This is a genomic window from Paenibacillus sophorae (assembly GCF_018966525.1).
Lineage (GTDB): Bacteria > Bacillota > Bacilli > Paenibacillales > Paenibacillaceae > Paenibacillus_AQ > Paenibacillus_AQ sophorae.
Genome location: NZ_CP076607.1, coordinates 4351670 through 4375756, shown reverse-complemented (window position 1 = coordinate 4375756; position 24087 = coordinate 4351670). Strand labels below are relative to the sequence as shown.

The window sequence follows — 24087 nt, the reverse complement described above, 5'->3', positions numbered from 1 at the left end:
CTTAGAAGTTCTTTTTATTTTCTTAATCTTCTTCACCGTCAACAAATTCAATTTCAAAGTCTATATCTCCTAAATCATATCGCAACATTTCGACTTCACTTTGAAGTCTATCAATACGCTCCATTATTGAACCATGTGTATAAGCATGTTCCCAAAGTTTTTTCAATATATCTTTGAGTTCATTTTTTGTTTTAATTTTTTCTATGATTGAAATATAGTTGTCGAGTTGTAACTCTAAATCAATTTTTAGGTTAGGAATGATAACAACATTTGTCTCTGATGCAATATCTTCATCAGAAAGAAAAGAGGAGGGAATGTCTCGTTCCTCTTCTGGCTCGCCTTCTAAATATTCTTCAAATGTCAGTTGTAACGCCTCCTTAAATGAGGCAGTGGCCCACTCTGTAGTGTGCTTACCGAAACATTATTTATAGTTTAATGTTATATGTAATTGTTCTACCTTTTCCTTCTTCCATGACCATAACTTTAGATCCTGGATTGGCAGTTTTCTTAATCTTTAGAGAATAATCATCGATACCAATAATAGAGGGTAGTTGTACATGTTCTATGTCTTTTCCTTGAGACATTCCAATAGTTTTTTCATGTGCATGATGATAATGTCCCGAAATAAGCAGATCGACTCTCTTACCATAAATCATTGAGTAATCCTTAATACTTTGCTCAAGATTACGTTCGTTTTCGCCATGAACCCCAAGAACTTTCGTCCCTAGAATGTCTAGATACATAAACTCATTACAGTTATTCACTGTCACATTCTTGTTATTACGAAGGTTGGCTTCGATTAACTTAGTGATCCAACGTTGAGCATTCTCATTTGGGAATTCATCGCGTTTACCAGTGAGTAGACGAAGTTGGTCGTGGTTACCGAAAATTGAGTAATAATCAACTACGCAATATTTAGACAATTCATTAAGCCATTGACTCATAAATTCAGCAAAGTGGATAGAAGAATCAACAACACCAAGTTTCAATCCCATGAGTTGGCTCATACGGAGGATTCCATCAACACTATCGCCTAGATTTGGTAAAGTAACGTGGTTGATTTTAAGTTCGTCATTGATAGAAACAAACGCCTCAAACAACTTCCACATGCGTTTTTCCATAATTTCGGGAGAGTATTCATTAAGAATCTCATTTTCCCAACCACGTAAACAGAACTGAACGCCATCGTGGATATCTGTGATGGGGAGGAGGAAATTTCGTTTTGAGTTATTCTTCTTAATATGTATTTGTGGAACAGTAATTGTTGGACGTTTCTCAACGGCTTCAACAATTTTTTCTTCAAGCAAATCTGCTCTAGCATGTTCACGTAGAAGTTTGTTGTATTCAACTTTTTCAGCCTGGAGTTTATAACGCTCTTTTCGTTGTTCCAATGTTGAGTCTTGAATTTCCTGAACAACTTCGTTATTCGCGTATTTGGCTAGAATGATTGGTTTGAACTCCACATAAGTTTTGTAACGTTTGCGCCAACGTGATTCAGAATACTCCTCATCGGATTCTTTATTTAGAATGTCGGCAGCTTCAGTCCAAGTTAAATCATAAACATCGAGATTATCTCCCAGGCGAATTAAAAAATCATCCAATGATTCGGATGATTTACGTTGTAATTCTATATTGGAATGATTCATTCAATCACTCCTTCGGAAGGACTGGCAGATCCTCTTTAATAGAGATTGTTACATTTTTTCCATCATAGAACTTCAACTCTTCAAGAAGATCATATGTTGCCGAACCGTTTTTATCCTCTTCAAGAATCTCCATTGCTTCGGTATTAAGTAGTCCCTTAAATTGAATGGAATTATTCCGTTTTGCCATATGTATTTTTGCTCCTTTTAATAATATGTTAAATCAATTCATCTGCATCATTTGCCAATTTGCCTCTAAAATTATGAGTTAACTCACAAACCTCTGCATAATCTTTATCTCTAAAATGTTCTATGTATGGTGCAAACCCACTGTCATTGTGGTTTTTAAGATCGATTTGTCCAGTATGTCCAATCATAATTACAGTACAATTGTCATGAATGCGTGTTAATATTTTGCGAATCTCGGATTTTGTAAAATTCTGACACTCGTCTATGATCACTGTACAATCCTCAATATTTGTTCCCCTTGCAAAGATATGAGAGCGCGGAAACACCCACGCTTCTTTGTTTCGGTTATCCTGATTAAGCTCACTAAAGATTGCTCTATTCGGGTCCATATTAATCTTTAGCAAAGCATCTTTAAGTGGTGTTATATATTCTATTTCCTTTTCTTCCTGTGTTCCCGGTCGAAATCCCATAGAACCTTCCATCACTGGAGAAAAGATATAAATTAATGGCTTCTTCAAGAGATATGAACAAGCAACGGCCAGTGTTGTCTTGCCTGTACCACTTTTCGCATTAACTATTGTAAGGAGATTGTCAAAGATAGAATCAACATATTTCTTTTGTTCGTCAGTCAATTTTGATGCAAAACCAAATAATAAATTATCTTTCGGTAATGGCATAGGCATATGTACCTTTCAAGGTAGAGTTGGGGAGGGGAGTGTAATCCCCTCGGTAATGCAGGCATCAGATTAGCTAAAGCTAATAGAGTTTCGGTATATGTATATTTACGATAAAATTATTGTTTGATTAGATTATTTAATTGCATTCTTCAGCGCTTTTGCTGGCTTGAAAGCAGGAGCCTTAGATGCATCGATTTGAATAGTTGCTTGTTCTTTTGCAGTTTCAGCATCTACACCTTGCTCTTTTAGTTGTGCTAGAAGTTTTGGGTTGATACCTGGTCGAGCAGCACGTTCACGAGTTTCGAAGGTTCCAAATCCAAAAATTGCAACTTTATCGCCTTCAGCAAGAGCGCCAGCAATAGTTTCAAATACTGCATTTACTGCTGCTTCAGCATCCTTCTTTTGTAGTCCTGTTTTTGTTACAACTTCATTTGTAAGATCTGTTTTATTCATGTTTAAATTGCTCCCTTAGATTAGTTTTTTATTGATAAATAGGGGAAAATAATTATTTTATTCTTCCCTATTAGCGTTTTTAAAAAATCGTTAAAAAAGTCAATGTTTATAAGGGTTTTTTGACCATAATAAAGTGGTAAAGTTATATTTAATGCTTATTTTTATTATAATATCTCAATGCTTTTTCTCTATTTTTTCCCTTTCGGTGCTCTTTCCAACATATATTACACATTCGTTTGTTGCCACTTGTTAGTTTAATCAGACCTCCACATCCACATTTCCCGATTTTTTCACCAATCCATTTTTCATAAATCAATACAAAGTCTCTAAAATCATCAACAACAATTCCTTCATTATCTCCGTATTCTATATCAGCAATAAGAATTTCAACAAATGAAGACTGATTATTGCTTGATGGTTGTGCATATCCTAATTGTTTTAGATGGTTTATTAGATTTCTATTTGCGTTAGAGAAGGAGAGGCCGCAATCTTTAAAAAATTCTCTATTGCAATATGTTCCGATTTTATTATCTTTGCTCAATTGCTGATTAATTCTCCCACATACCAGCAAAACAAATGCAATTTTCTCTGCGCTTATATTTTCAATTAATTTGATTTTTTCTAACTCAGAAAATGAGACCTTAATACAATCAATCTCATTTAATTGAAATTCTTTCTCTTCTTTTTCATAACTTTTCTTTTGTTTAAAAACGGAACCAACTGTCTTTGTGATATAAGACTCCCATTTTTTAGATTTGTATTTTTGCTTTAGTCTACTGGAAAGGTATTCTTCAACCAAACAAACAATTTCATTTTTACTTTTTCCTTCAATTACATAATTCTTGATTAAGCATCTAATTGTTGTAGTTAAAATATCATCCGTAATCGTTCCATTACTAATTTCTTCTATGTATTTTTTCTCATTCAAAACCAAATTCAATAAAATCATCCTCTTCGCAGATTTTTTCACTTTCTTTAAACTTCAATCCTCCATAATTAATATCTCCATATTCATCTTGAACTGGATATATCAATTTGCCACCATTATTTTTCAAAAGATTTCGAATTATCTGTTCTCCACATACATCCCATGCAAACTGTTTTGTTCTTTTGCTATTATCTTTATAACAAATATCTAAGATAATATTTGTAAGTTCTTCGATGTCATTACAAATAGATAGTGCTTTTTTCTTGAACTCGCTTATAAATCTTTGTCTTTTTTCCGCCTTTGTCTCTTCGTCTTCTCTGTCACTTTTAATTTTTCTCATATGTATTTGTATTTTTTCATTATGTTCGAGATACAGATTTGAAACTTTCCTCTTTGAATCCTTATCATAAAACTTGTTAGACTTCATAATCTTGTAATCGAATGGTTCTTTTTTTATTTTTCGAGAATTTAATTTAAATTCGTCCTCTATTCTCCAGCAAATCTTATTCATTGTTGAATTTGCCATTGACACAGGCATATTATCTAAATAATTCTGGATGAAACAATCCTCTTCTTGAGATTTATTGTTTTTATTAATCAATTGTTTGAGAGAAATACCAAATCTGTAGTTACAATTTGTGTTGTTATTTGCAATATATCTCTTATAGTTCTTCATGATATGAGGGTAAATATATATGAAGAAATATGGTTTCTTATCTGCCAATATAGAATTATTAAATCCTTTTATGGACTCGGCCACTTCTAATTTTGTGTTAAATTTACCGTCATACCACTCTTTTGGCATTGGCTTGCTTTCAATTCCCTTTGTCTTATCAATAGCATTTTGTTGAAAATGTTGCACACAGGTTATACGATACATTATCTCGTCGTATTCTTTACTATTCTTATCAAACTTTGCTAAAACATCATACATTGCCGTTCCTCTGTTTGTAACTGAACCAATTTCATCGCCGAATGATAGTTTATTTGCTTTAATTAAATCCGCTTCGGTTGGAACTTTTTTATCGGCGACATTTTGAGTACAGATAATTGGCTTTAATCTCTTAACAGAATCTTTAATTATCTGATTGTTAACAGTTAATACCATGTCCGCATCGAAATCCATACCGTTTAGAGCACTGGCTGTAGAGTCAAATGAATTAATTATCGTTACTGTATTCATATATTTATACCATTCATTTACTGATTCTTCATTAACTAAATCCAATACACGTATATTATTATGTAATGTCATTGGTGCTCTAAATGCCACTACTTGCTTAACTCCTTTTTTATTCCAATAACTATTATAGTATTCTCCTTTATTCAACAACCCTGTTTTTTTAAGTCCAAACATGCTTTGACAGAGGGTGTAGGGGTCTCCAGATACAATACTGAAATTACCGTCTACGATCAAATCTCCTTTTTTAGCATCGTCAATTCTTTTTTCTAGCATGTCATGAATTCGATTTTTCACAAATGGATCATCTATCATTCTTTTATCAGCCATGAGAGCCATAGAAAAATCATACTTCCCGCTCATGATGTTATTGTCTGCTAGATGATTTCCTTTAAGAAACAAAAGGGACTTCATATGATCGTTTCCTAGAGAGTCTTTTAGCATATCTACAGTCGGTTTAATCAATTCATCAATCTGCTGATCATCAAGATCAAACGATTGAATGAATTGATAGTTTAAATTTCTCTGATTTTCCAATTGTTCAGGAGAAACCTTCGTTACACTAAATGTATACTTATTTTCGTCACAGCAACTCAAATAATGTTCAAGACTTTCATAGGAATTCCATAGTTTGAGCATAGAAGATGTTAGTATCAATTCTGCATCATTAATATTTCTTGGGGTTCCCCAAATATCAACTACCGTATCTTTTTCAGCTATTTGTGCTGCGAATTTTTTAAAATCGAATGTAAAAACCATTCCCTTTAAGAAACTTCCTCTTATACATAAGCCACTTGGTATATATTTATTGCCAAGTTCTTTGTTCCAACGCGACGTTAGTGATGGCATAGCCAAACCGAATCCATCGCTTGCGTTATTCTCTAGTTTATAATTTTTTACTTCCTCTACTTTTGGATAGATGATATCTTTTTCGTCATATATCCTAATAACATCTTCGTAAAATTCCGTTAAACAATCATCGATCACTATAATTCCATTTGGATTAGACACTGGAACGCTAGCGCTACAAGCAAGAGCCTTATATGCTTCGAGTTTTGCAGGAACTATTGGTTTTTCTTTGTTTCTGCCATTATCAATTCTTTTGGTTATCTCGTCATATATGTCTTCTTGTATATATACGACTGTACTATTCTTTGCACCTCCAGTTGTTGCCAATAGTCGTTTGAATTTAAATCCATTGATGTAAAACCCCTTTTTTCTATTCATCCGGTCAAAATCAGAAATTTTATCAATGACTACACATATGTATTTTGGAAAATATTTTAGATTATTTAATTTTGAATATAGAGACTTTATTTGTTTTCTATTTTCAGGTGTATTATTGCTTTTCTTTAATTTTTTAATATAATTTTTTAGTTCATCAATTTGATCTTCAATATTGTTTTTTTCTTCAGATTCTTTGTACTCAATCTCCTTTATGAAACGAAGCACTGAACTATCGGCAAGGGAGACAATTTCATCATTTTCAAGAGCATCTTCTAAACTTATTTTATAATCCCATTTGGCTTTACGTAGGGTCGATGAATTAATTTTAAGTATGTATTTTAAACTTGTTGAATGCTTAGTCAATAAACTATATCCTCCTTATTTAATTAATTCTTCTTCCTTAAAAAAGACCAATAGTTCTTCTAGATTAATTCTATCTGTGATGTAGTCCCACATTGTCATTGTAAAGATGTCTGCTTTAAAAATACTTTCATCTGTAATTTGTTCTAGACCATAAAAGAATTCATAGACTTTACTTATGAAGTTTTCCTGAATATAAAAAGCATATTCTTCACCGTCTGTTTCATTATCATATCCACCAGCCAAACTTACTTGTTTATCATATTCTTTTGCATATTCCAATACGACTAGTGCATCTTCTAACGACGAAACTTTAAAATTTTTCAATTAATATCATTCCTTTGATATGTATTTTTACTTATTAGGGATTTTCTCAAATGCATTGCTTTCTAATTTATATGGTTCCCGATAAAACTTCCCCTTATTGGCTCCATTCTTAAGCCGAATTATTTCATCATCATATGTATATTTACTATCTAAATACTCAACACAATCCTCATCTCCTTGCAGTAATTCCAGTGAAACATATCTTTCATCAATATACTCAGCCTCTCCATCATAATATAGTTCCTGTAGATTTCTACGATGCTTCTGTCTTTCCTTTTGTAGTTTGTTATTGATCATTATGTATGTACCATTTCGTCCTCTCAGATTTTTTTATTCAGAGATGCTTTATCTCTGTATCTAAAATATACCACACAACTATTCAATAAGTCAAGAAACTATTTATATTTACTTTATTAATCCAACGATGTATAATGAAGATACCGAAAGGGATAATGATTAATAAGAACTATCAATTAAAAGGAGGGATTTGTAATGGAAGCAGCAATTAATAAGTATAATGTGACTGGATTACATAAAGGATCTGTGTACGAAGACATCCAAGCTTTCTTATTGAAATGTAAGAAAAAAAATGAATCTACGGCAGATGTTTACGAACGCGGACTAAAAATGTTTTTTAGATGGTATAAAGACAAAGACATTAATAAATTAACTGAAGATGACATCCAGGTAAAAAACTCTATAATTATTAGATATCAAGATTTCTTGGAAACGGGATATAATTACGCACCTAGAACAATCAATAAGTATTTGTCAGCAATTTTCAGCCTGTATGAATTTCTTGAAGTTAACGGTTATCCAATTAATGCCCAACATGTTAAGGTTGATTTTCTCAAAGCGAAATCAAATAAACATGGTGAGATGAATGATCAGGAAGCTAAGGAGATTCGTGACTTTGTTAAAAACACACGGAGTAAGGGACTTGAGAAAGCTGCTTTTATTAGAATGGGGTATACAACTTCATTCCGTAAAAGTGCCATATTAAACATTGGGTGGGATGATATTAAGAAACATCCCTATCATGATTATTACGAAGTAACCGTAATTGATAAAGGTGACAAAGAAAGAGTTCAACCAATCTCCGAAGAGTTTTATAATGAATTACTTCAGATTAAAGAACAGAAATATTATCGGCGCTACAATGATAACAAAGTATTTCATTTAAGTAAGACTACGATTCAGAACATGTTTGACGATATAAACGAGCATTTTGAATTCAATGGTGGTAAAAAAGTTGTTCCCCACAGTTTGAGAAATGTTATGGCTGGCTGGATTGAAGAGAGTGGTGGAAAGATTGAAGAAATTAAGGATCAACTAGGACATTCCAGTTTTGATACTTACTTTGAGCATTATCAACACAGTCATAAAGATTTGTCTAACAGCCCAAGTTTGCGCTTTGAGAATGAAATATCTAATGATATTTTTAACGAATTGAATAGAGAAGAGTTCCTGGAATTGATAATGAGTCAAAAGGGTGGGGTGCTTATGCAGTTAAAGTTAAGCGCCAAAAAAATGATTGAGAATAAGGAGGATGAAGAGTAATTTGAGTAATATTATTGAATTAAAGTTGACACCTGAAAAAATGATGTTTCCTAAGAGGGAGGCAGATAATAAGAATGACTTTCGCATTTATTCATGCAACACTAAAAATGATGAAATTATGCTGAATACTTTTGACAGACTATCAATCAAGGGTATAATGCAACGGCTAGAATTAGGAGTCGAATACGAAGCTCAAATTGAATTAGATAAGGTTGACCCTAGATTTGGAGCAAGTTATAACGTTCTCTCTATATATCAAGATGTGCCACAAACAATGGAGGGGCAACAAGCGTTTCTTTCGACGCTTATGACTGAATTACAGTTAAAAGAGGTTTATAAAACCTATCCAGATGAAGATATTGTTCAACTTATCATAGACGACAAATTCGATTATGATAAAGTAAGAAACTTTGGGCCAGTTGTCTATAAACGTATTAGAAATCGTATTATGGATAATCTGGCCTATAAAGAAATACTTGGACGATTAGGTAAGTATGGTATCACCTATGATGTAATTTTAAAACTTGAAGAAAAGTTCGGCAGCAAACAATTAGCGATACAAAAGATTGAAGACTGCCCATACGAATTGGTCGCTATCAGTGGTTGGGGATTCAAACGAGCAGATAAGGTTGCCAAGCAGATGGGCATTGCTCATGACAATCCGCAAAGAATAATGTATGGTATCCGGTACACTATAGACGAGAATCAGCAACATGGACATACTTTTATGTACAGAGAAGATTTATTAAGAAGTGCTTCAGAGAAGTTGGAATTGGAGATTGAGTTGATTGATAAAATGCTCGATGAGACTGACGAGTTAAAGTTTATAGACAATAAGATTTCATTAATCAGAACATACAATGCAGAATATTACATATCTAAGAAACTCAAAGAGAAGCTTGACGATGGAACCGAACTTAATTTTGATTCAGAAGAATTTATTAAGTACATAGAAGAAGAATATAAAGAAGATATTCCAAATGGACTAACCCATCAACAGAAAGACTTCTTTAGAAATATTCAAAAGCATCCCGTTAATCTTCTTGTTGGCTTTGCTGGTACGGGGAAATCTGCGATGCAAAAATTCTTAGTTATTTTACTTGATAAACTTGGTCTCACATATACTTTTATGTCACCATCAGCTAAAGCTGCTAAAGTAACAAAGAAGTATACAGGAGTAGATGCACAAACTATACATAGAAAAATTGGTTACGGTATGGATAAAGATGAAGAAAATATGTACGAGATTGCGGAAGACTTTGTGATCATAGATGAAGCAGGGATGACTGATGTGTTTATCCTTGCAAGTTTATTAGCAAAAATAAAAAATCCAAAAACTAGATTACTCTTCTGTGGCGATTCATTCCAGTTATTGAGTATTCAGGCTGGAAATTTCCTTCACGATGTAATTGAAAGTGGAACCATACCGATGACTAAACTTGACATTGTTTTTAGACAGAGTGATGGCGGGATATTAGATATTGCAACAAAGATTAGAAAAGGACAGCAATTTGTTAAGAATGATTTTGAAGGTAAGAAGTTATTTGGCGATAACTTTCTTTTGCATTGCGTAGATCAAATACATATGGAAAAAGGGTATAAGACATATTATAAAACTTTCCTTGAGACATTTACTCCTGAAGACATCATGGTGCTAACACCAACCAAGAAGGGTAAGCTTGGAACGATTGAAATAAATAAATATATACAGGAAGTTGTTAATCCACAAGACGGTAATAAGAAGGAACATAAATATGGTTTCGATAATATCTTAAGAGTTGGAGACTACGTTTTGAACACCGTAAATATGTACCGAATTGCCGACATGGATGAGCAAGGAATAGATGTAGTTAATGGAGACTCAGGGAATGTAATTGATTTAAAGTTTGAGGATGACAAGAAAGGCAATAAAGACGAAGAGATGACTGAAAGAGATAAGAAGGGGATCATTGTTCAATTTGATGATAATCTAGTCAGATTAGACTTTGGATTAGCAACTCAGTTATTACACAGTTGGTCATATACCATTCACAAATCACAAGGAAGTTCGTCTGAAGCTGCTTTGTGTATAGTAGATAAATCCAATAAATTCCAAATTTCTGCTAATCTAATCTATACGGCAATCACTCGCAGTAAGCAGAAGTGCATATTCTTAACTCAAGCCGAGACACTGAATTATGCCATACGAAAAGTGGATAATATGAGACGGAATACACATTTATGCGATTTGCTGAAGAAGGCTAGATAAAATGGGTAAGCAATATGTACAGATGCCAAACAGTATAATAAGGAATCCTGAGTTGTCATCATTAGACTTTGCAATTTTGATTAAACTCAAAACACTGCAATACATAAATGGATCAAATGAGTTTGTTATTAGTAGCAAAGAGCACATTAAGGATCAGTTGCATATAAATGATAACCGGACAATTAAAAAATCTTTTGACAACCTAAACAGAAATCAATACATACTTGAACCAGTAAAAATTGATAGTCATTCAAAGGGGAAAATATTTTTAAATGAACAGTTAGTAAAAAGTAAAAATAAGTTTACACATGTGTATGTAGATATCCTTAAACACATACCGAGGATTGGATTTAATGGTGTTCGATTATTGTTTTATTATGAGAGTTATATAAACAGAAAGATAACACTGAATCAATTCTGTTATACAGGGATAGCAACAATATCTAGAGAGACTGGTCTAAACAGCAAAACAATTATCAAATACAACGGAATCTTGAAAAAGGAAAAATTGCTTAGTATTGAGAAACATGAGTTAGGTACAGATTATAGATATGATGAAAATGACAAGATCATCTTTAGCAAATACAATAACCATTACAGTGTAAGGTTGGAGAATATTCTCTAGCCTCTTTTTTTTATTGTTGTTACTAGGTTTAAACCTAAGTGTAAGACATGCAAGGCATAAGTGGAATTTATGCAAGACAGGTGTGTAAAATATGCAAGTCAAAAGTGTAAAACATGTCTGCATAAAATACACTGTATAAATATAAACATAAAACCCTATATACATATATACTTTCATATACTTATACTCAGTATTTATAAAGGGGTCGAGCCAGCTCTCCTCCATTATTTAGAACCGAGACGCTGACGCTGAGAATTGGAGTTTGAAATTGAAAAGTTGAAATATAAGTTGAAGTAAAATGGAATTGAAGCATCGACATCAATTCTGAGTGTCGATTTTATTATTAATTAATAATGAATTTAAACGTTACTGATTAAGGTAGGATGATTGCAAGAGTAAAGGGGATAGGTTATTTCTTTATTGTAATTTAATAAGAGATTAGAGTTGAAAATTGAAGAATGAAATATACCGTCTTCTCAAATTCATAATTGGTTTAAATTACAGGTTACTTTTATAATATAAACTTGATAACATTAAACTAAAATGATAGAAGTGGTGATTAAATGAAGAAAAGACTTAATTCTGCTGAGGCTATAGCCTATATACTAGGTTGGGATATAGATGACGTAAAGGATAATAGATACCACTATGGACACACAAGTATTCCAGTGTTTACGGCTGGTGATTACTATTATTGTGCAACTACTGAAGGTAAAGAACCAGCAAAAATGAAGGGTGAGAATTGGTGGAAGTGGGAACGTTGTGAAAGTGTATTTCCACTTGAAGAGTATGGCTGGGTAGTATGGAGATCCAACATGAATGAGTAGTAAGAATAGATGAGATAATTTAATGAAACAGAAGAAAAAGGTTTATTGTCAATTACAGGGTAGTATCCAATACAAATATGGATGCTGCCTTTTTTATGTTAAACTATCCCCCGGTACAGGTGAGTGATGATTGAGTGATCATTGATGATGCGTGAAAGATGGATCGAGAATGTAATTTTGTTATCGGTGATGAAAATTTGGTACGATAACATTTTCGATTGAAATGATGAAAAGTGGAATGAATTGAGTATAAAAAGTATAAAAAACATAGATAAAATAAGGAAAAATTGACTGAATTGTATGGTGAAAATTGAGGTGAAATTGAAGAATGGATATATAAATTTATGTTATCGTCCAGGTGACATCGTAAAAGTGTAGACGGGACAAGGGTTTTATAGTGATTTCAGGGGTGGAAAAGGTAAAAATATGTGATGACGTAAAAAAGTGATGAGTGAAAAGTATAGATAGGATAAGGGTTTGTGTCGTGTTGGACGATAACATTTACGATAACAATTAGGTGAAAATAGATGAAAAGTGACGAAAATAAGTTGTGAGGAAACTGTGGATAAAGTTGGGGATAAATTGTGAAATGAAAATTTTAAGTTGAGTGTGGAAGTGGAAGTGCTATAGGTCATATCTGACAATAAAAGGTAATTTCTGATGTAAAATAGCCCCCGGTATATGCTCCTATATGGTACGGAACATATATTCCATGCCAAATAGTACTAACATTCATACTTGACAACTCTCATGATCCATGCAGCCTATCAAGTCAAATTTAATTTAAAATTTTTCACACTTTGCTGCTTTTCAATTTAAAATTTACATGCACATATGCCCATACCAATCACATTTGTGCAGGATCGGGACATTAACGAAAAATGGCACATTGCTGTCTTATTGTTTCATCTAGTGAAACTACATTTCATATTATATAACCATCATATTACTATCGCTTTATATCTATCCATATCCACTTATAGCCTATAACTATAACTAACCACAATATCATATTCATTTCCTATATCTAATCATTACATCCTATTAACAAACCTTTAACTCATACGTATATCATATATCATCACACACACAATATATTCCATCTCACCTTCACATCTCACTCTCACCTCTATAAAATAAAAATAAATAAATACATATTATTATGATAAATATCACTCATACCCGTTATCGGATATGCTATAATAATCTTGTAAGGGAAAGGAGGTATACAATGGATTGGCAAAAGACGGCAGTCATCATAAGCGCTCTTACATTCATACGCTTAATCATCAAAGACATACTCGACACTAAAGCCAAGATGAAAGAACGCAAAGAAAAAGCGTCTAAGACTTCTCGCAAAAGTCCTAAACGCAAACACTAAACCATTCCACTTACTTGATAACTATGCAGGAACGGAAACAACACCGTTCCACCCTTTTCCCTTACATTGTAACCAAACCGTTGCTTATAGTCAACACTAACTAAAGGGGGTTTGTTCCTAATGACTAAGCACAATCAATCTAAACGTGAAGGACAATTTCGTTTAATCCTGTTCATTGTCATGGTTCCTTTGCTATTCGTTGTACAATCCAATCCTTACTATTTTGCTTTCATCTCTATCGTGACTCTGTATCTCCTCATCACAGCTATATACAGGCTTACTCGTAAGGAATAGAGAGGAGATAACACAATGACCAACAATAACACAATCAATATCCAACAACTCAATAACACCATCGATTCCCTCATGTCACAGCTTATGACCACTGAAGAAGCTTCAACCCTCTGGAGCCTATCACAAGACCATATCAAGCGTCTATGCTCATCTGGCAAGGTTGTAGCACGTAAACGTGGTAAGACTTGGCTTATACTCAAAGGCCAATCAAATCCAGCACACAGGGAATAATTGTTTGTGGTTATTCCATTTTCTTTTTCTTCAATTTATAAAGTAAAAATAAATAAATACTATACATTACGTATTATTCGTGATATAATTAGTGTAACGAAACAAACAAAAGGAGCGGATAACAATGATGAACGAAACTACTGGACGCGATGAAGTTAAAGCAATGGAGACACAATATAAAGCAGTACTCGCATGGGAAGCAGAGTTTGCACAACAAATCGAAGAACTTTCTAAAATTGAAGAGTCCGACAAAGAAGCCTATAAAGTAGCAAATCAAATTATCCAGGCTTGGGAAGATCGTAAAAACATCAAAGGTAAAAAGATTAATCTTGCACTAAATGCAAACAGCAGACGCATCACTAAGTTAGAGAATAAATTAGAATCACTTGGATATAAATTCACTAAACAAATTATTGATAAACATAATGGTCTTTGGTTTTCTGCTATTACTATTACGAAAATAAAGTAAGTGTACTTAAGATGTTATATATGTTATTCTACAAATATAACGATCCAATATTACAGCAATCAAAGGAGAACAATGCACACATGAAATACTATGAAGCTGTTATAAATAGCCGAAAAGATTTTTTAAATAACTGTTCTGAACAAACATTATATGATATTGCTTATAGTTATACCGATAATATGGAGCACGGTGTAGGATATTATAGCAAAGCAAAACTAATAAATTTAATTCTTAACTATGAATATAAAACACCAATTCAATAATTTAAAAGGTAAAAATAAATAAATACTATACAATATAATACCATCTGTGATATAATGTTATTAACGATATGGGAGGTGAGAACATTGTTTAAGCCAGAACAACCTGTTAAGCCTATCAACATGAAGCTTTCTAATGAAGAAGTTATCTTACTCATCAATGAACTCTATCCTAAATTCTTCATTCATTATTCGTATCACGTTAAAATGAGATTGGCTCAACCTGATAGAAACTTTACAGAACAAAAGTTATTATCCATTCTTAAACGTCCCAAGCATGTAGAACCTAAGTGGAACGATGAATATTACAACTATACATATTTACTTGAAGGATACAACAAAAGACATCTGGCAATAGCTTTCAGAGTAGATAATAACAATAAATTATATATTGAGTGTGTCACGGTTTTCTAGCCGTGACTGCATTTTTCTTTCCATGTGGTATATACTATATAATGAAAGTGGAGATGATAAAGGAGATGGTACACTTGTCTAATCTGAATATCAATGAACACAACAATGACTATAATCATGCATTAAGCAGCAACAACAATATAACGGTTGAAGAAATTGCGGCAGAACATAAAGAAGGATTAAATAAAGACAACGCCTATAAAGTATCTGTTATAGCTTCTGCAATCTCGAATACGGCACGATATGCAGAAATCAATGCTTCATCACTTGAAGACTTTACCGGAATAGCTGAAGCATATAAAGCTGGTGCAATTGAGTCAGAGGAAGAAATGCAAAATCAATTTAAAATATTCATGGAAGAGTATGCTGTAAATTTAATTAATTTATTGAACCAGGAGAGCGGAAAGACAGATATTTAAATTTGGCTCGACAGTTGAGCCTTTTCTTTTTTGATCAATTAAATAAGTAAATATAATTTAATTATTTAAAATATAATTATTTTGCAACAATGTGTATAAAATCCAAGAGGGATATCCCTTATTAATTAAGAAAGGAAGTTGTTAAATTATAGACTCTTCAAAACTAAAAAAAGGTTATACGTTTAAGAATTATAAGGAGTTATGCAAGTTTTTAGGCGAAGAAACTAAAACCGGAAATGCTAAAATAGTTCAATTGGATGAATGGGGAAGGTATTTTGAATATATTAAAATAGGTCATAAAATTAGCATTGAAAAGGTGTATAGAAATCCCAGAGGTAAACTAACCAGATATGGTTTAATCAATGATCTTGAAGAATTAATAGTAAATATACTAATTAAAGATACAACAGGAGAATTGCTTTTACCTAAGAGTAAACTTTTCAAACTCTTAAACATGGTCAATGACAATTATAATTTTTGTCGCTATCACATACCAAAATTAAGTATTTTAACTGATGTATCAGAAAATGAAATACACAAATTTTATGGATTGTCAAAGGATTCATTAACTAACGGTCTAGAGACTGCTTTTAAAAATCTTAGAAAGAAATCATTAGCAATAAAAGAGGATATTATAACAGTGTGCCTCATTGATCCTGATGTACGAAATAATGAATCAGAATCAGGAATTAAACTTGATAGATATATTACTGGTACTGATGAATATGGAGAGAATCAATACAAATATAATCTTACTCATAATCTAAAGAAAATACACAGGGAAGCAACGAAAGAAGAAAAGAATGGAATCACAGACGCAGAGTTACAAGCTGTATATGATCTTACTGGAGGACAAGATAAAAAATATATCGTGGTTAATGGTATGTGGAAACAATGCACGGATAGAGTAAAAGAAATATTATTCAATAAATACAATATACTTTACTATTACAATTCTTATAAATTGACATTCAATCACAACAACATAGAAAAAGCTTACGCCGATATTAATACATATGAATTGAATTATAAAGAATTTGAATTAAAGAATGAAAATGTAAATGAAAACGTTAAAAAATTACTATATGACAATGCCAATAAAAGACACTCATCAGCAAAGAAAATAGTTAATAATGAAGGTGAAATAGTTAATAAGAAATATACAGTCAGGGAACAAGTAAATTATTTAAAAAATAATGAGAAACTAATCAACACACTTGTTGAAAGAGAAGCAAAGAATATTAAAGATGATATAAAAAGTATCAAATTACCCACAGAAACAAAGGGAAATCCAGACTTAGAGTACTAAAATTTTGTCAAAAAGAGAGATATAATAAAGATATATTATAAAGCCAAATTTGACAAAATTTAATATGAAATTATTTGTAAAACCTTTATATAATAAGGGTTATTACTTGTTAAACTGGCTATTTCTAATGTTCAAAGATAAACTAAAGATCAAAAGAATTCACACGCTAAACACGCAAGCGTGTCGCGTGTGAGCATTAGGAACGTTCCGTTCCAATGCAAAATTTAACATCTCTTTACATAGGTTCATTCACTAAGAATGGGCCTCTTATTTATATAATAAAAATAAATAAATCATTGCAAACATAACTCAATCTGTGCTATACTTATATCAAGGTTAAGGAATACATATTCACTATTTCATTATAACCTATTCCAAAGGAGTCGATAATTAATGTCTCAATCACAACTGGCAGTACTCAAAAGTAAATGGGATCGTAAGCAATCACTCAAAAATAAATTAATCGTAGGTTGTCTGATTCTTCGCTAATAAAGTAAAAATAATTTAAGTAATAAATTAAGTATCCATTATGGGTACTAATACATATTAAAGGAGTCGGTTATAATGACAAATCAAGTAGCTGCTAAAATCTCGGTAGAAGAGGCAAACGAATATCCATCTCTTTCTAACTTTGATCTGCTGTACATTACTAATAAATTTGACGTTCTCTCTGATACTCTTGCAAATGCTTGTTTTGAAGTTAGACCGGAAGGTGTTAATTATTCAAAGTATTCGGACACAGAAAAACAACGTGTTAAAGTGCTGTTCTTTGACGCTTTGAACACTCATAATATCACTCTTACGCTTGATATCATCGAGTTCACAGAACATCGAGGATGCACAAATATGGCTACTCTGCTTCGTCAATATGGCTACAATGTTCCGTTTGAATCTGTGTTTACTGAAGCTGTTGAAGCCCTTCAGCCTCAAACAAAAGTAACAATAGTTAAATTCACTGACTTTGGTTTCCCTGTTGCTATTCAAACGGTTATTGACCATGTTGAGGTTAAACCATACGCACAATACAAAGAATCGCTTAAAATTGTTCATAAACCAAAGCGGAAAAGATCTCTTTACTCTAACACTATCTTGCCCTATGAAAACTTTATTGTATATGATGGCTGGATTAATGTTGATATTGACTCAATCACTAAAACGGTTATTAAAGAAACTCCATCTATGACAGTTACTCAAGGTAATTATGCTTGCTTTAATGATAACTATCTGACCGATATCCTATCAGCAGTCCCAGAAACACCCATCACAACGTTTAATATTAAATCCGCTGTTACTGCCTAAAAAGTAAATATAAACGCCTCTGATGCAATCATGCAATGTGTCAGAGGCCCAAAAAAGGAGAATGATTAAAATGTCTGAATGCTCATGGGTCGCTTTAGTGGAAGACAAAGAAACAGGTTTCAAATCCGTGAAGAGTTTCCGTTATGGCTCTTTTTCATCCGAAAGCAGTGCAAAGTGTGCATTGCAAGAGTCAATTGGGAGTATTTATAAAGTTTTAGAGGTTTCGACCAATCCTTATAAATATAAAAATAAATAGGAGAATATACATAGTGAATAATAAGACAATCAAACTTGTTAAACGTGACGGATCTTTAATCATTAAAACTTCTGGCGACAATCTTAAGGTGTTAGAGCTTTGCACATGTTGTATGCACGATGTTGTAAGTTATCAAGGTAACACCGTTGAAATTGTTGTTAGCGCCTAATATAAGCCACCCAGAAGCCGCTATAACAAAGATAAAAATAATCATGCAAATATAAGGAGGAATGTAAGATGGACATCAGAATCATTAACAGAGACTCTAGAGAGGAAAACAAATGGAGTATCAAACATAAAGTAATCATGGCTGTGTCTGTTATTATTTGGTTCTGGATATTGATCCAATGGGTAGGTTAATTTAAAAGATAAAAATAAATAAGTATTGTATATAGCAACAATGTGTGGTATACTTGATTTATCAAATGAAGCGGAGGTAATACATATGACATGGGATTACGAACGTTCGGAAAGAATTAAAGCAGCAGCACAAGAAAGAAAAGAACGCGAGAAATGTGCAAAGTATACCGAAGTAAAACTTGATGGTACGAATGCAATTCAAACTGGATTTACTAAATCGGGAAAGAAAGTAGTTTTTGAATCTTGTATGGGCTTTTCAAGCCAATCGATGTATGGAGCGGGAACTTTAACAGTTTATGATGGGGACGAGAAGAAAGTGATATTTACTAAAGGCTATCCATCAAAAGCGCTTGAATGGATGATGAAAAACTAAAAGAGGAGTCTTGAGACTCCTCTGGACAATCCAATCAAATGATAATTTTATCAAAACTAATACAATCACAGGAGTTGATACATATGAGTTATATTGATTGCAAATCTAATATTGAACTGGTTAAAAATAAAAAGAGGTGGGAAAACGATCAAGTTGAGTTTTGGAAAGAAGAAGAATACGGATGGTGTTCTAAAGAAAAAGGTCAAACCTGGGAATATGGTTACGATACTTTGAAAGATGCTGTTGTCAGCTATGCAATGTCAATTGCGAAAGTTGAGGATTCTATTAAAACAACTGGAAGCATGCTGATTAACAAAAACTATATACAGGAAAATGCATGGAATAAAAACGACACGAACAAGAAAGTTTCAGTAATTAACTGCGAAGTGGTTGTTAGACGCTTTACGGCTTAATCTTTCTTAGGAGCTTGATAAAAACCGGATTTTATAAGATGAAAATATTAATCGGAGTTGATAATATGGCACGATTTACAGGAGTAGAACTATCAGCAGAGTCAATTCAAAAAGCAAGAGAATGGTTTGCGGATAATGCACAGGGATGTATTAATGAGGTTGTAAGTGGAGAAGTAAAAGTAAATGATATAGAGTCATACATACAATGGCGTAAAGAGAGTATCGCTGAAGCCCTAGATGGCTGTTATGATTACACATTAGCATTTTTGCAAAAAGCTCATACAATTCAAACTGGAGAATGTGTAGCTTTGCTGCCTTAATTGTTCTTTATTAATAAAAATACACAAAAAGGATTGATTAACATGATTAAAAATATGTCCCAATTTAAAAAATGGTTAGAGAAAGGCAAGCAAATTCAGTTCATTGAAAACACAATGAAACCAGAAATGGCAGGAGGCCAAGTAAGAGAAATTAACAAGGTTCAAACCAATGCAATAACAACACTAGTTAACGGAAATGATTCATGGCTTGATATTCCTAAAGCCAAAGATACCAAATTCAATGAAGATGGAACCATAGACATTTACTTGAACGGTAAGTTTTGGCTGAAGATTAAACCAATCATTTAATATGATAAAAACCATATTTCATCTTAATTAAGGAGGCTTTATTTCTATGGGTGCAAATAAAGAGAAGCAGAATTTAAGATATAAGAAGGTTTCATCAAGAGTTGATAAGAAAGTGAGATACGATGGATTTAATAAAGAAGAAGTAAAAATAATTAAAATACATAAAAAATACGAACAATTTGAAAAGGAATTAAATAATTTTTGGGCTTATGCTCCACGTAATGAAAACAATAGTGTTGCATGGGATAAATTGAGTGAAGCGGAAATTAGTATGTTTGAACACATAAACAAACAAAAAGAAAAAACGCTAAAACAGATTGTCAAATATGAAGAAAATGGTTTTGATGTAGATAAGATAATGCATATTTTTAAGCAATTAAATATTAGAAGTGTTTGCTATTAGATCTCATAAAAACAAGATTTCATGCGAAAACACAAAGCCGAAAGGCTTTATTTTTTTGTTTATAAAGTAAAAATAAATAGACATACAATATAAACCATGCTATAATAAATTATAAGCAAATGAGGGACACGGTTACTAAATACATATTATGGAGGTTTTAAAATGTACTACGGTGATAAAAGAGAAGCAAAGGTTAGAATCATGCATAAATTGGTTGAAAGTGGCTGGAAAGCATTTGGTTATTCTCCTGATCAATCAGACTCTATGACTGATTATTATCACCCTGCTGATTGGTCTGGCATAGCAACTAAAAATGGTTATGTATTGTTAATTGACATTTGTAATTATAATCTTTCTCTTTCTGGTAAAGAAGAAAGAGAATATATTTATAATAGCAAGAGAACCGTATCAAATGAACGTATCACTAAACTAACCGCAATGATGAACGATGCAGCAAGCACTGAAAATGAAAAAGCTTCTTGTGCTGTACTTATTGAAAAAGAAAAAGAGAAAGCAGGAGTTGAACCAGAGTATACGGTTAAAGAGGTTTACCCAACTTTTTCACATGCTAATCCAAAAGGTACTAGCTGGCATATTGAAAAGGATGGTCAGATTATTGCGAAAGGTAAAGGAGTATTTTCTACTAATACATATGATTGGGAAAATAAAGAGAAAACAGCAGCAGAACAGAAAGAGGAAAAAATCACAGCATTTGTTAGCCGCGTAGAAAAGGTTTTGAGCGATTCGGACGCATTACAGGCCGAAGTTATCAAGGTTCCCGTTAAAACCATTCAAACCGTAGAAAAAGCCGTCACAGCCGTAACAGATGCAGACATTAAAGAAGGTTTCACTATTGTAATGAAAGTTGGATATACACACGGAAAAAGCAAAGGAAATAAATATACATATATCAATAACGGTGTGTTCTCTAAGCTTGGCAAAAACAATAAGCCATCTAAAAGTTTCGATAAGATGTGGAGTTTATCTGTTACCCGTATTAATGAATTGTTGAGTAAAGGCCACATTGCTGTAATCGAGTTTATAGAGGTTACGCAATATGTAGAAAAGACTGTATTCAAGAAAACAGCACGTAAACAAACTGTTTCAAATGCTCCACAGATTGAGACACCCGAAGCAACAGCAAGCCAAGAAACAGAAAGCGCACATAGGGGTAGCGACAACAGCAATGAGGTTACACTTACAATCAACGAAGAGAAAAACGGCATTGAATTAAAGTTTAACGGAAAACCTTCTAGCGATATTATTACATCATTAAAAGAAAATGGTTTCCGTTGGTCTTCTTATGGAGGAAAATGGTGGGCGAAACAAACAGAAGAACGTTTGGCATTCGCTCAGAGTCTTATTAATGGCAATAACAGTGTAGACAGCATAGAGGAGGTAGAACCAGAACAAACCGCAACAGGAGGCAATACAGAGGCGCAAGACAACGTAATACATTATAACTTTAGTCAAACTGAAACAACAGAAACAGAAGGGAAAGAGGTTGAGGGAATGGTTAATACATATGATGATATTTTCAGTAAGTTTGACAACATCACTATAACAGCAGAGCAAAAAATTTCTAACGAGGATCTGGAATTCTGCAATGAACAAGAGGAAATTTATAAAAAGACTATTGCGGCATATAAAACATTTAATGCACAACTTCAGATAATTGCGATTTTAGATAAAGAGCATGGGCAAAAATTCGGTAAAAAAACAGAGAATTACTTTCACGCTCAAAATACGGCGTTTTATTACAGCATGAGCAAGCATGATTATGAAAAAGCTATTAGTGATATAAAAAATGCATTTATTATGTATGTTTGCTCTTATTTTGAAAGAAAATACAACATTACTATTGATGAGGATAAAGTTAAAAATAAATATGGGGAGGATATCACCTATAATAACATTATTGATGAGATTTTTATTCAACTTGACGGGTTCAACTTTACGGAAAAAGCAGAACAGGAGATAAAAAGCAAAGCAAAAGACATTTTTTATAGTAATGACAAAATAACTATACGTAACAATAAATTGATCTTAGACGGACATTTTGCCTATCATGATTCAATCTGGAAAGAGTATAGGTTAACCGGAAAGCATGAGTCCATTTTAATGGCACTATCACATTTTGAAGACGGCAACACAAATGTTAAAGAAGAGTTGTCAAATAAATATTTCGGATATAACAACGAAAGAAGTAAAGATAATTATGATAAATACGAAGTGCAGACGTTAAGCAAGGTAAAAACAATTAAATTTTTAAAGAACGGTAAAATGGAAATTGAATTTTTATCCAATCAAGTTGCATCCAAGTTTGCAAATGAATATTGCGGATATAATCAACAATCTGCATAGACTAAAAGACCGTATAACAGCCAGCACTTTTTGCTGGCTGAAATAATATAATTGATAGAACAGCAAAAAAAAGGAGGGAATTTGTGGAGAAAAAAATAGATGATTTAATTGGTGAAAAGTTTGGAAAATGGTTTGTATTAGAACAAGGACCCAAAAAAGAAAAAACAAATTTAAAACAATGGTTGTGCGTCTGCACTGAATGCCATAGAACTAAAAAACTTGTACCTGAAACTTATCTCGTCAGAGGTTTATCAAAGAGTTGTGGATGCAATCGAAACATGAAGAAGTTGAAGGATTTAACGGGGAAACGATTTGGGAATTTGGTTGTTGTTCAAAGAGTGGGATTGAGTGGGCATACTTCGACATGGTTATGTCAATGTGATTGCGGAGGAGATAAAATTGTTCCTAGAAATGACTTAAAAAGAAAAGATGGTAGACAAATAACCCATTGTGGATGTAAAAATAAAGAATCAATAAATAAGTTCTTTGAATGTGATACTTACTTTGTTGGAATGACTTCTAAGGGATGGGAATTTTATTTTAATGTAGAAGATTTTGAGTTGATAAGTAAATATAGTTGGTGTATGGATGATAACGGGTATGTGAGAAGTAGAGAAACTGACGAATTAGGAAATGTTAGGACAATATCTTTACACCGTTTACTTTTAAATGCAAAAAATAATGATATTGTTGATCATAAAAATAATACTCCTTGTGATAATAGAAGGGCCAATATTAGAATCTGCACTGTGGCAGATAATACAAGAAATAGAACGCCGAAAAATGAAAGTTTAAATATTTCAGGCATCAAACAATATGAAAATGGTAAATACATCGCTGGAATACATATAAATAAAAAATACATACATTTAGGAACATTCAATAATTTTGAAGATGCTTTTTCAACAAGAAAAGAGGCAGAAATTAAATATTTTGGTGAGTTTAGATATCAAGGAAATGAGGAGTGAC

Annotated in this window: 30 protein-coding genes; 21 read left to right on the top strand and 9 right to left on the bottom strand. The window is 32.7% G+C overall.

The window, feature by feature from the left end; all coding sequences use genetic code 11:
• Positions 1-22: 22 nt before the first annotated feature.
• From KP014_RS21190 to KP014_RS21150, 9 genes are all read right to left on the bottom strand, one after another.
• Complete coding sequence (locus KP014_RS21190) at positions 23-166, bottom strand: hypothetical protein (RefSeq protein ID WP_175491772.1); 144 nt, start codon at positions 164-166, stop codon at positions 23-25.
• A 259-nt stretch (positions 167-425) separates the two neighbouring features.
• The gene (locus tag KP014_RS21185) at positions 426-1646 is read right to left on the bottom strand and encodes a metallophosphoesterase (RefSeq protein ID WP_036588469.1); all 1221 of its coding nucleotides are present in this window, start codon (positions 1644-1646) and stop codon (positions 426-428) included.
• A 4-nt stretch (positions 1647-1650) separates the two neighbouring features.
• Positions 1651-1833 (bottom strand): YonK family protein, encoded by a 183-nt coding sequence (locus tag KP014_RS21180; RefSeq protein ID WP_036588467.1) that lies wholly within the window; start codon positions 1831-1833, stop codon positions 1651-1653.
• 28 nt (positions 1834-1861) lie between these two features.
• Entirely contained in the window at positions 1862-2509 is a 648-nt protein-coding gene (locus tag KP014_RS21175) for a PhoH family protein (RefSeq protein ID WP_036588624.1), read from the bottom strand.
• A gap of 132 nt (positions 2510-2641) precedes the next feature.
• Positions 2642-2962, bottom strand: coding sequence for an HU family DNA-binding protein (locus KP014_RS21170; protein WP_036588465.1), 321 nt, complete (start codon positions 2960-2962; stop codon positions 2642-2644).
• 148 nt (positions 2963-3110) lie between these two features.
• Entirely contained in the window at positions 3111-3890 is a 780-nt protein-coding gene (locus KP014_RS21165) for a hypothetical protein (RefSeq protein ID WP_216700405.1), read from the bottom strand.
• Entirely contained in the window at positions 3883-6660 is a 2778-nt protein-coding gene (locus KP014_RS21160; protein ID WP_051499326.1) for a hypothetical protein, read from the bottom strand. The genes KP014_RS21165 and KP014_RS21160 overlap by 8 nt, the downstream gene beginning before the upstream one ends.
• A 15-nt stretch (positions 6661-6675) precedes the next feature.
• Positions 6676-6984 (bottom strand): hypothetical protein, encoded by a 309-nt coding sequence (locus tag KP014_RS21155; protein WP_036588462.1) that lies wholly within the window; start codon positions 6982-6984, stop codon positions 6676-6678.
• Positions 6985-7011: 27 nt separating this feature from the next.
• Positions 7012-7281 carry a hypothetical protein gene (locus KP014_RS21150; RefSeq protein WP_036588460.1) on the bottom strand — a complete coding sequence of 90 codons (270 nt, stop codon included), beginning with the start codon at positions 7279-7281 and terminating at the stop codon, positions 7012-7014.
• A 195-nt stretch (positions 7282-7476) separates the two neighbouring features.
• Between KP014_RS21150 and KP014_RS21145 the strand changes: the two genes are divergently transcribed.
• The 21 genes from KP014_RS21145 (at position 7477) to KP014_RS21045 (ending at position 24086) form a co-directional block, all read left to right on the top strand.
• Positions 7477-8544, top strand: coding sequence for a tyrosine-type recombinase/integrase (locus tag KP014_RS21145; RefSeq protein WP_036588457.1), 1068 nt, complete (start codon positions 7477-7479; stop codon positions 8542-8544).
• A gap of 1 nt (position 8545) precedes the next feature.
• The gene (locus KP014_RS21140) at positions 8546-10792 is read left to right on the top strand and encodes an AAA family ATPase (RefSeq protein ID WP_175491771.1); all 2247 of its coding nucleotides are present in this window, start codon (positions 8546-8548) and stop codon (positions 10790-10792) included.
• Between the two features lies 1 nt (position 10793).
• On the top strand, positions 10794-11417 hold the full coding sequence (locus tag KP014_RS21135) for a hypothetical protein (RefSeq protein WP_036588453.1): 624 nt from the start codon (positions 10794-10796) through the stop codon (positions 11415-11417).
• A gap of 563 nt (positions 11418-11980) precedes the next feature.
• The gene (locus tag KP014_RS21130; RefSeq protein WP_036588452.1) at positions 11981-12244 is read left to right on the top strand and encodes a hypothetical protein; all 264 of its coding nucleotides are present in this window, start codon (positions 11981-11983) and stop codon (positions 12242-12244) included.
• A gap of 1231 nt (positions 12245-13475) precedes the next feature.
• A complete protein-coding gene (locus KP014_RS21125) occupies positions 13476-13625 on the top strand; it encodes a hypothetical protein (protein ID WP_175491770.1) in 150 nt (49 codons plus the stop codon).
• 309 nt (positions 13626-13934) lie between these two features.
• Positions 13935-14150: a helix-turn-helix domain-containing protein gene (locus KP014_RS21120; protein ID WP_051499324.1), complete on the top strand. Its 216-nt coding sequence runs from the start codon at positions 13935-13937 to the stop codon at positions 14148-14150.
• A gap of 124 nt (positions 14151-14274) precedes the next feature.
• A complete protein-coding gene (locus KP014_RS21115) occupies positions 14275-14619 on the top strand; it encodes a hypothetical protein (RefSeq protein ID WP_036588451.1) in 345 nt (114 codons plus the stop codon).
• Between the two features lie 80 nt (positions 14620-14699).
• Positions 14700-14882 (top strand): hypothetical protein, encoded by a 183-nt coding sequence (locus KP014_RS21110; RefSeq protein WP_036588448.1) that lies wholly within the window; start codon positions 14700-14702, stop codon positions 14880-14882.
• 84 nt (positions 14883-14966) lie between these two features.
• The gene (locus KP014_RS21105) at positions 14967-15293 is read left to right on the top strand and encodes a hypothetical protein (protein WP_036588446.1); all 327 of its coding nucleotides are present in this window, start codon (positions 14967-14969) and stop codon (positions 15291-15293) included.
• A gap of 74 nt (positions 15294-15367) precedes the next feature.
• The gene (locus tag KP014_RS21100) at positions 15368-15712 is read left to right on the top strand and encodes a hypothetical protein (RefSeq protein WP_036588444.1); all 345 of its coding nucleotides are present in this window, start codon (positions 15368-15370) and stop codon (positions 15710-15712) included.
• A 253-nt stretch (positions 15713-15965) separates the two neighbouring features.
• Positions 15966-17021: a hypothetical protein gene (locus KP014_RS21095; RefSeq protein WP_036588442.1), complete on the top strand. Its 1056-nt coding sequence runs from the start codon at positions 15966-15968 to the stop codon at positions 17019-17021.
• A gap of 564 nt (positions 17022-17585) precedes the next feature.
• Positions 17586-18320 (top strand): hypothetical protein, encoded by a 735-nt coding sequence (locus tag KP014_RS21090; RefSeq protein ID WP_036588439.1) that lies wholly within the window; start codon positions 17586-17588, stop codon positions 18318-18320.
• Between the two features lie 70 nt (positions 18321-18390).
• Positions 18391-18576, top strand: coding sequence for a hypothetical protein (locus KP014_RS21085; RefSeq protein WP_036588436.1), 186 nt, complete (start codon positions 18391-18393; stop codon positions 18574-18576).
• 13 nt (positions 18577-18589) lie between these two features.
• Positions 18590-18745 (top strand): hypothetical protein, encoded by a 156-nt coding sequence (locus KP014_RS21080; protein WP_175491769.1) that lies wholly within the window; start codon positions 18590-18592, stop codon positions 18743-18745.
• Between the two features lie 276 nt (positions 18746-19021).
• Positions 19022-19309: a hypothetical protein gene (locus KP014_RS21075; RefSeq protein WP_036588433.1), complete on the top strand. Its 288-nt coding sequence runs from the start codon at positions 19022-19024 to the stop codon at positions 19307-19309.
• An 83-nt stretch (positions 19310-19392) separates the two neighbouring features.
• On the top strand, positions 19393-19722 hold the full coding sequence (locus KP014_RS21070; RefSeq protein ID WP_036588430.1) for a hypothetical protein: 330 nt from the start codon (positions 19393-19395) through the stop codon (positions 19720-19722).
• Positions 19723-19760: 38 nt separating this feature from the next.
• Positions 19761-20042: a hypothetical protein gene (locus tag KP014_RS21065; RefSeq protein ID WP_036588427.1), complete on the top strand. Its 282-nt coding sequence runs from the start codon at positions 19761-19763 to the stop codon at positions 20040-20042.
• Between the two features lie 42 nt (positions 20043-20084).
• Positions 20085-20351 carry a hypothetical protein gene (locus KP014_RS21060; protein WP_139210543.1) on the top strand — a complete coding sequence of 89 codons (267 nt, stop codon included), beginning with the start codon at positions 20085-20087 and terminating at the stop codon, positions 20349-20351.
• Between the two features lie 46 nt (positions 20352-20397).
• A complete protein-coding gene (locus tag KP014_RS21055) occupies positions 20398-20754 on the top strand; it encodes a hypothetical protein (protein WP_036588422.1) in 357 nt (118 codons plus the stop codon).
• Between the two features lie 162 nt (positions 20755-20916).
• Complete coding sequence (locus KP014_RS21050) at positions 20917-23118, top strand: hypothetical protein (protein ID WP_036588419.1); 2202 nt, start codon at positions 20917-20919, stop codon at positions 23116-23118.
• An 83-nt stretch (positions 23119-23201) separates the two neighbouring features.
• A complete protein-coding gene (locus KP014_RS21045) occupies positions 23202-24086 on the top strand; it encodes an HNH endonuclease family protein (protein WP_051499320.1) in 885 nt (294 codons plus the stop codon).
• Position 24087: the final 1 nt, after the last annotated feature.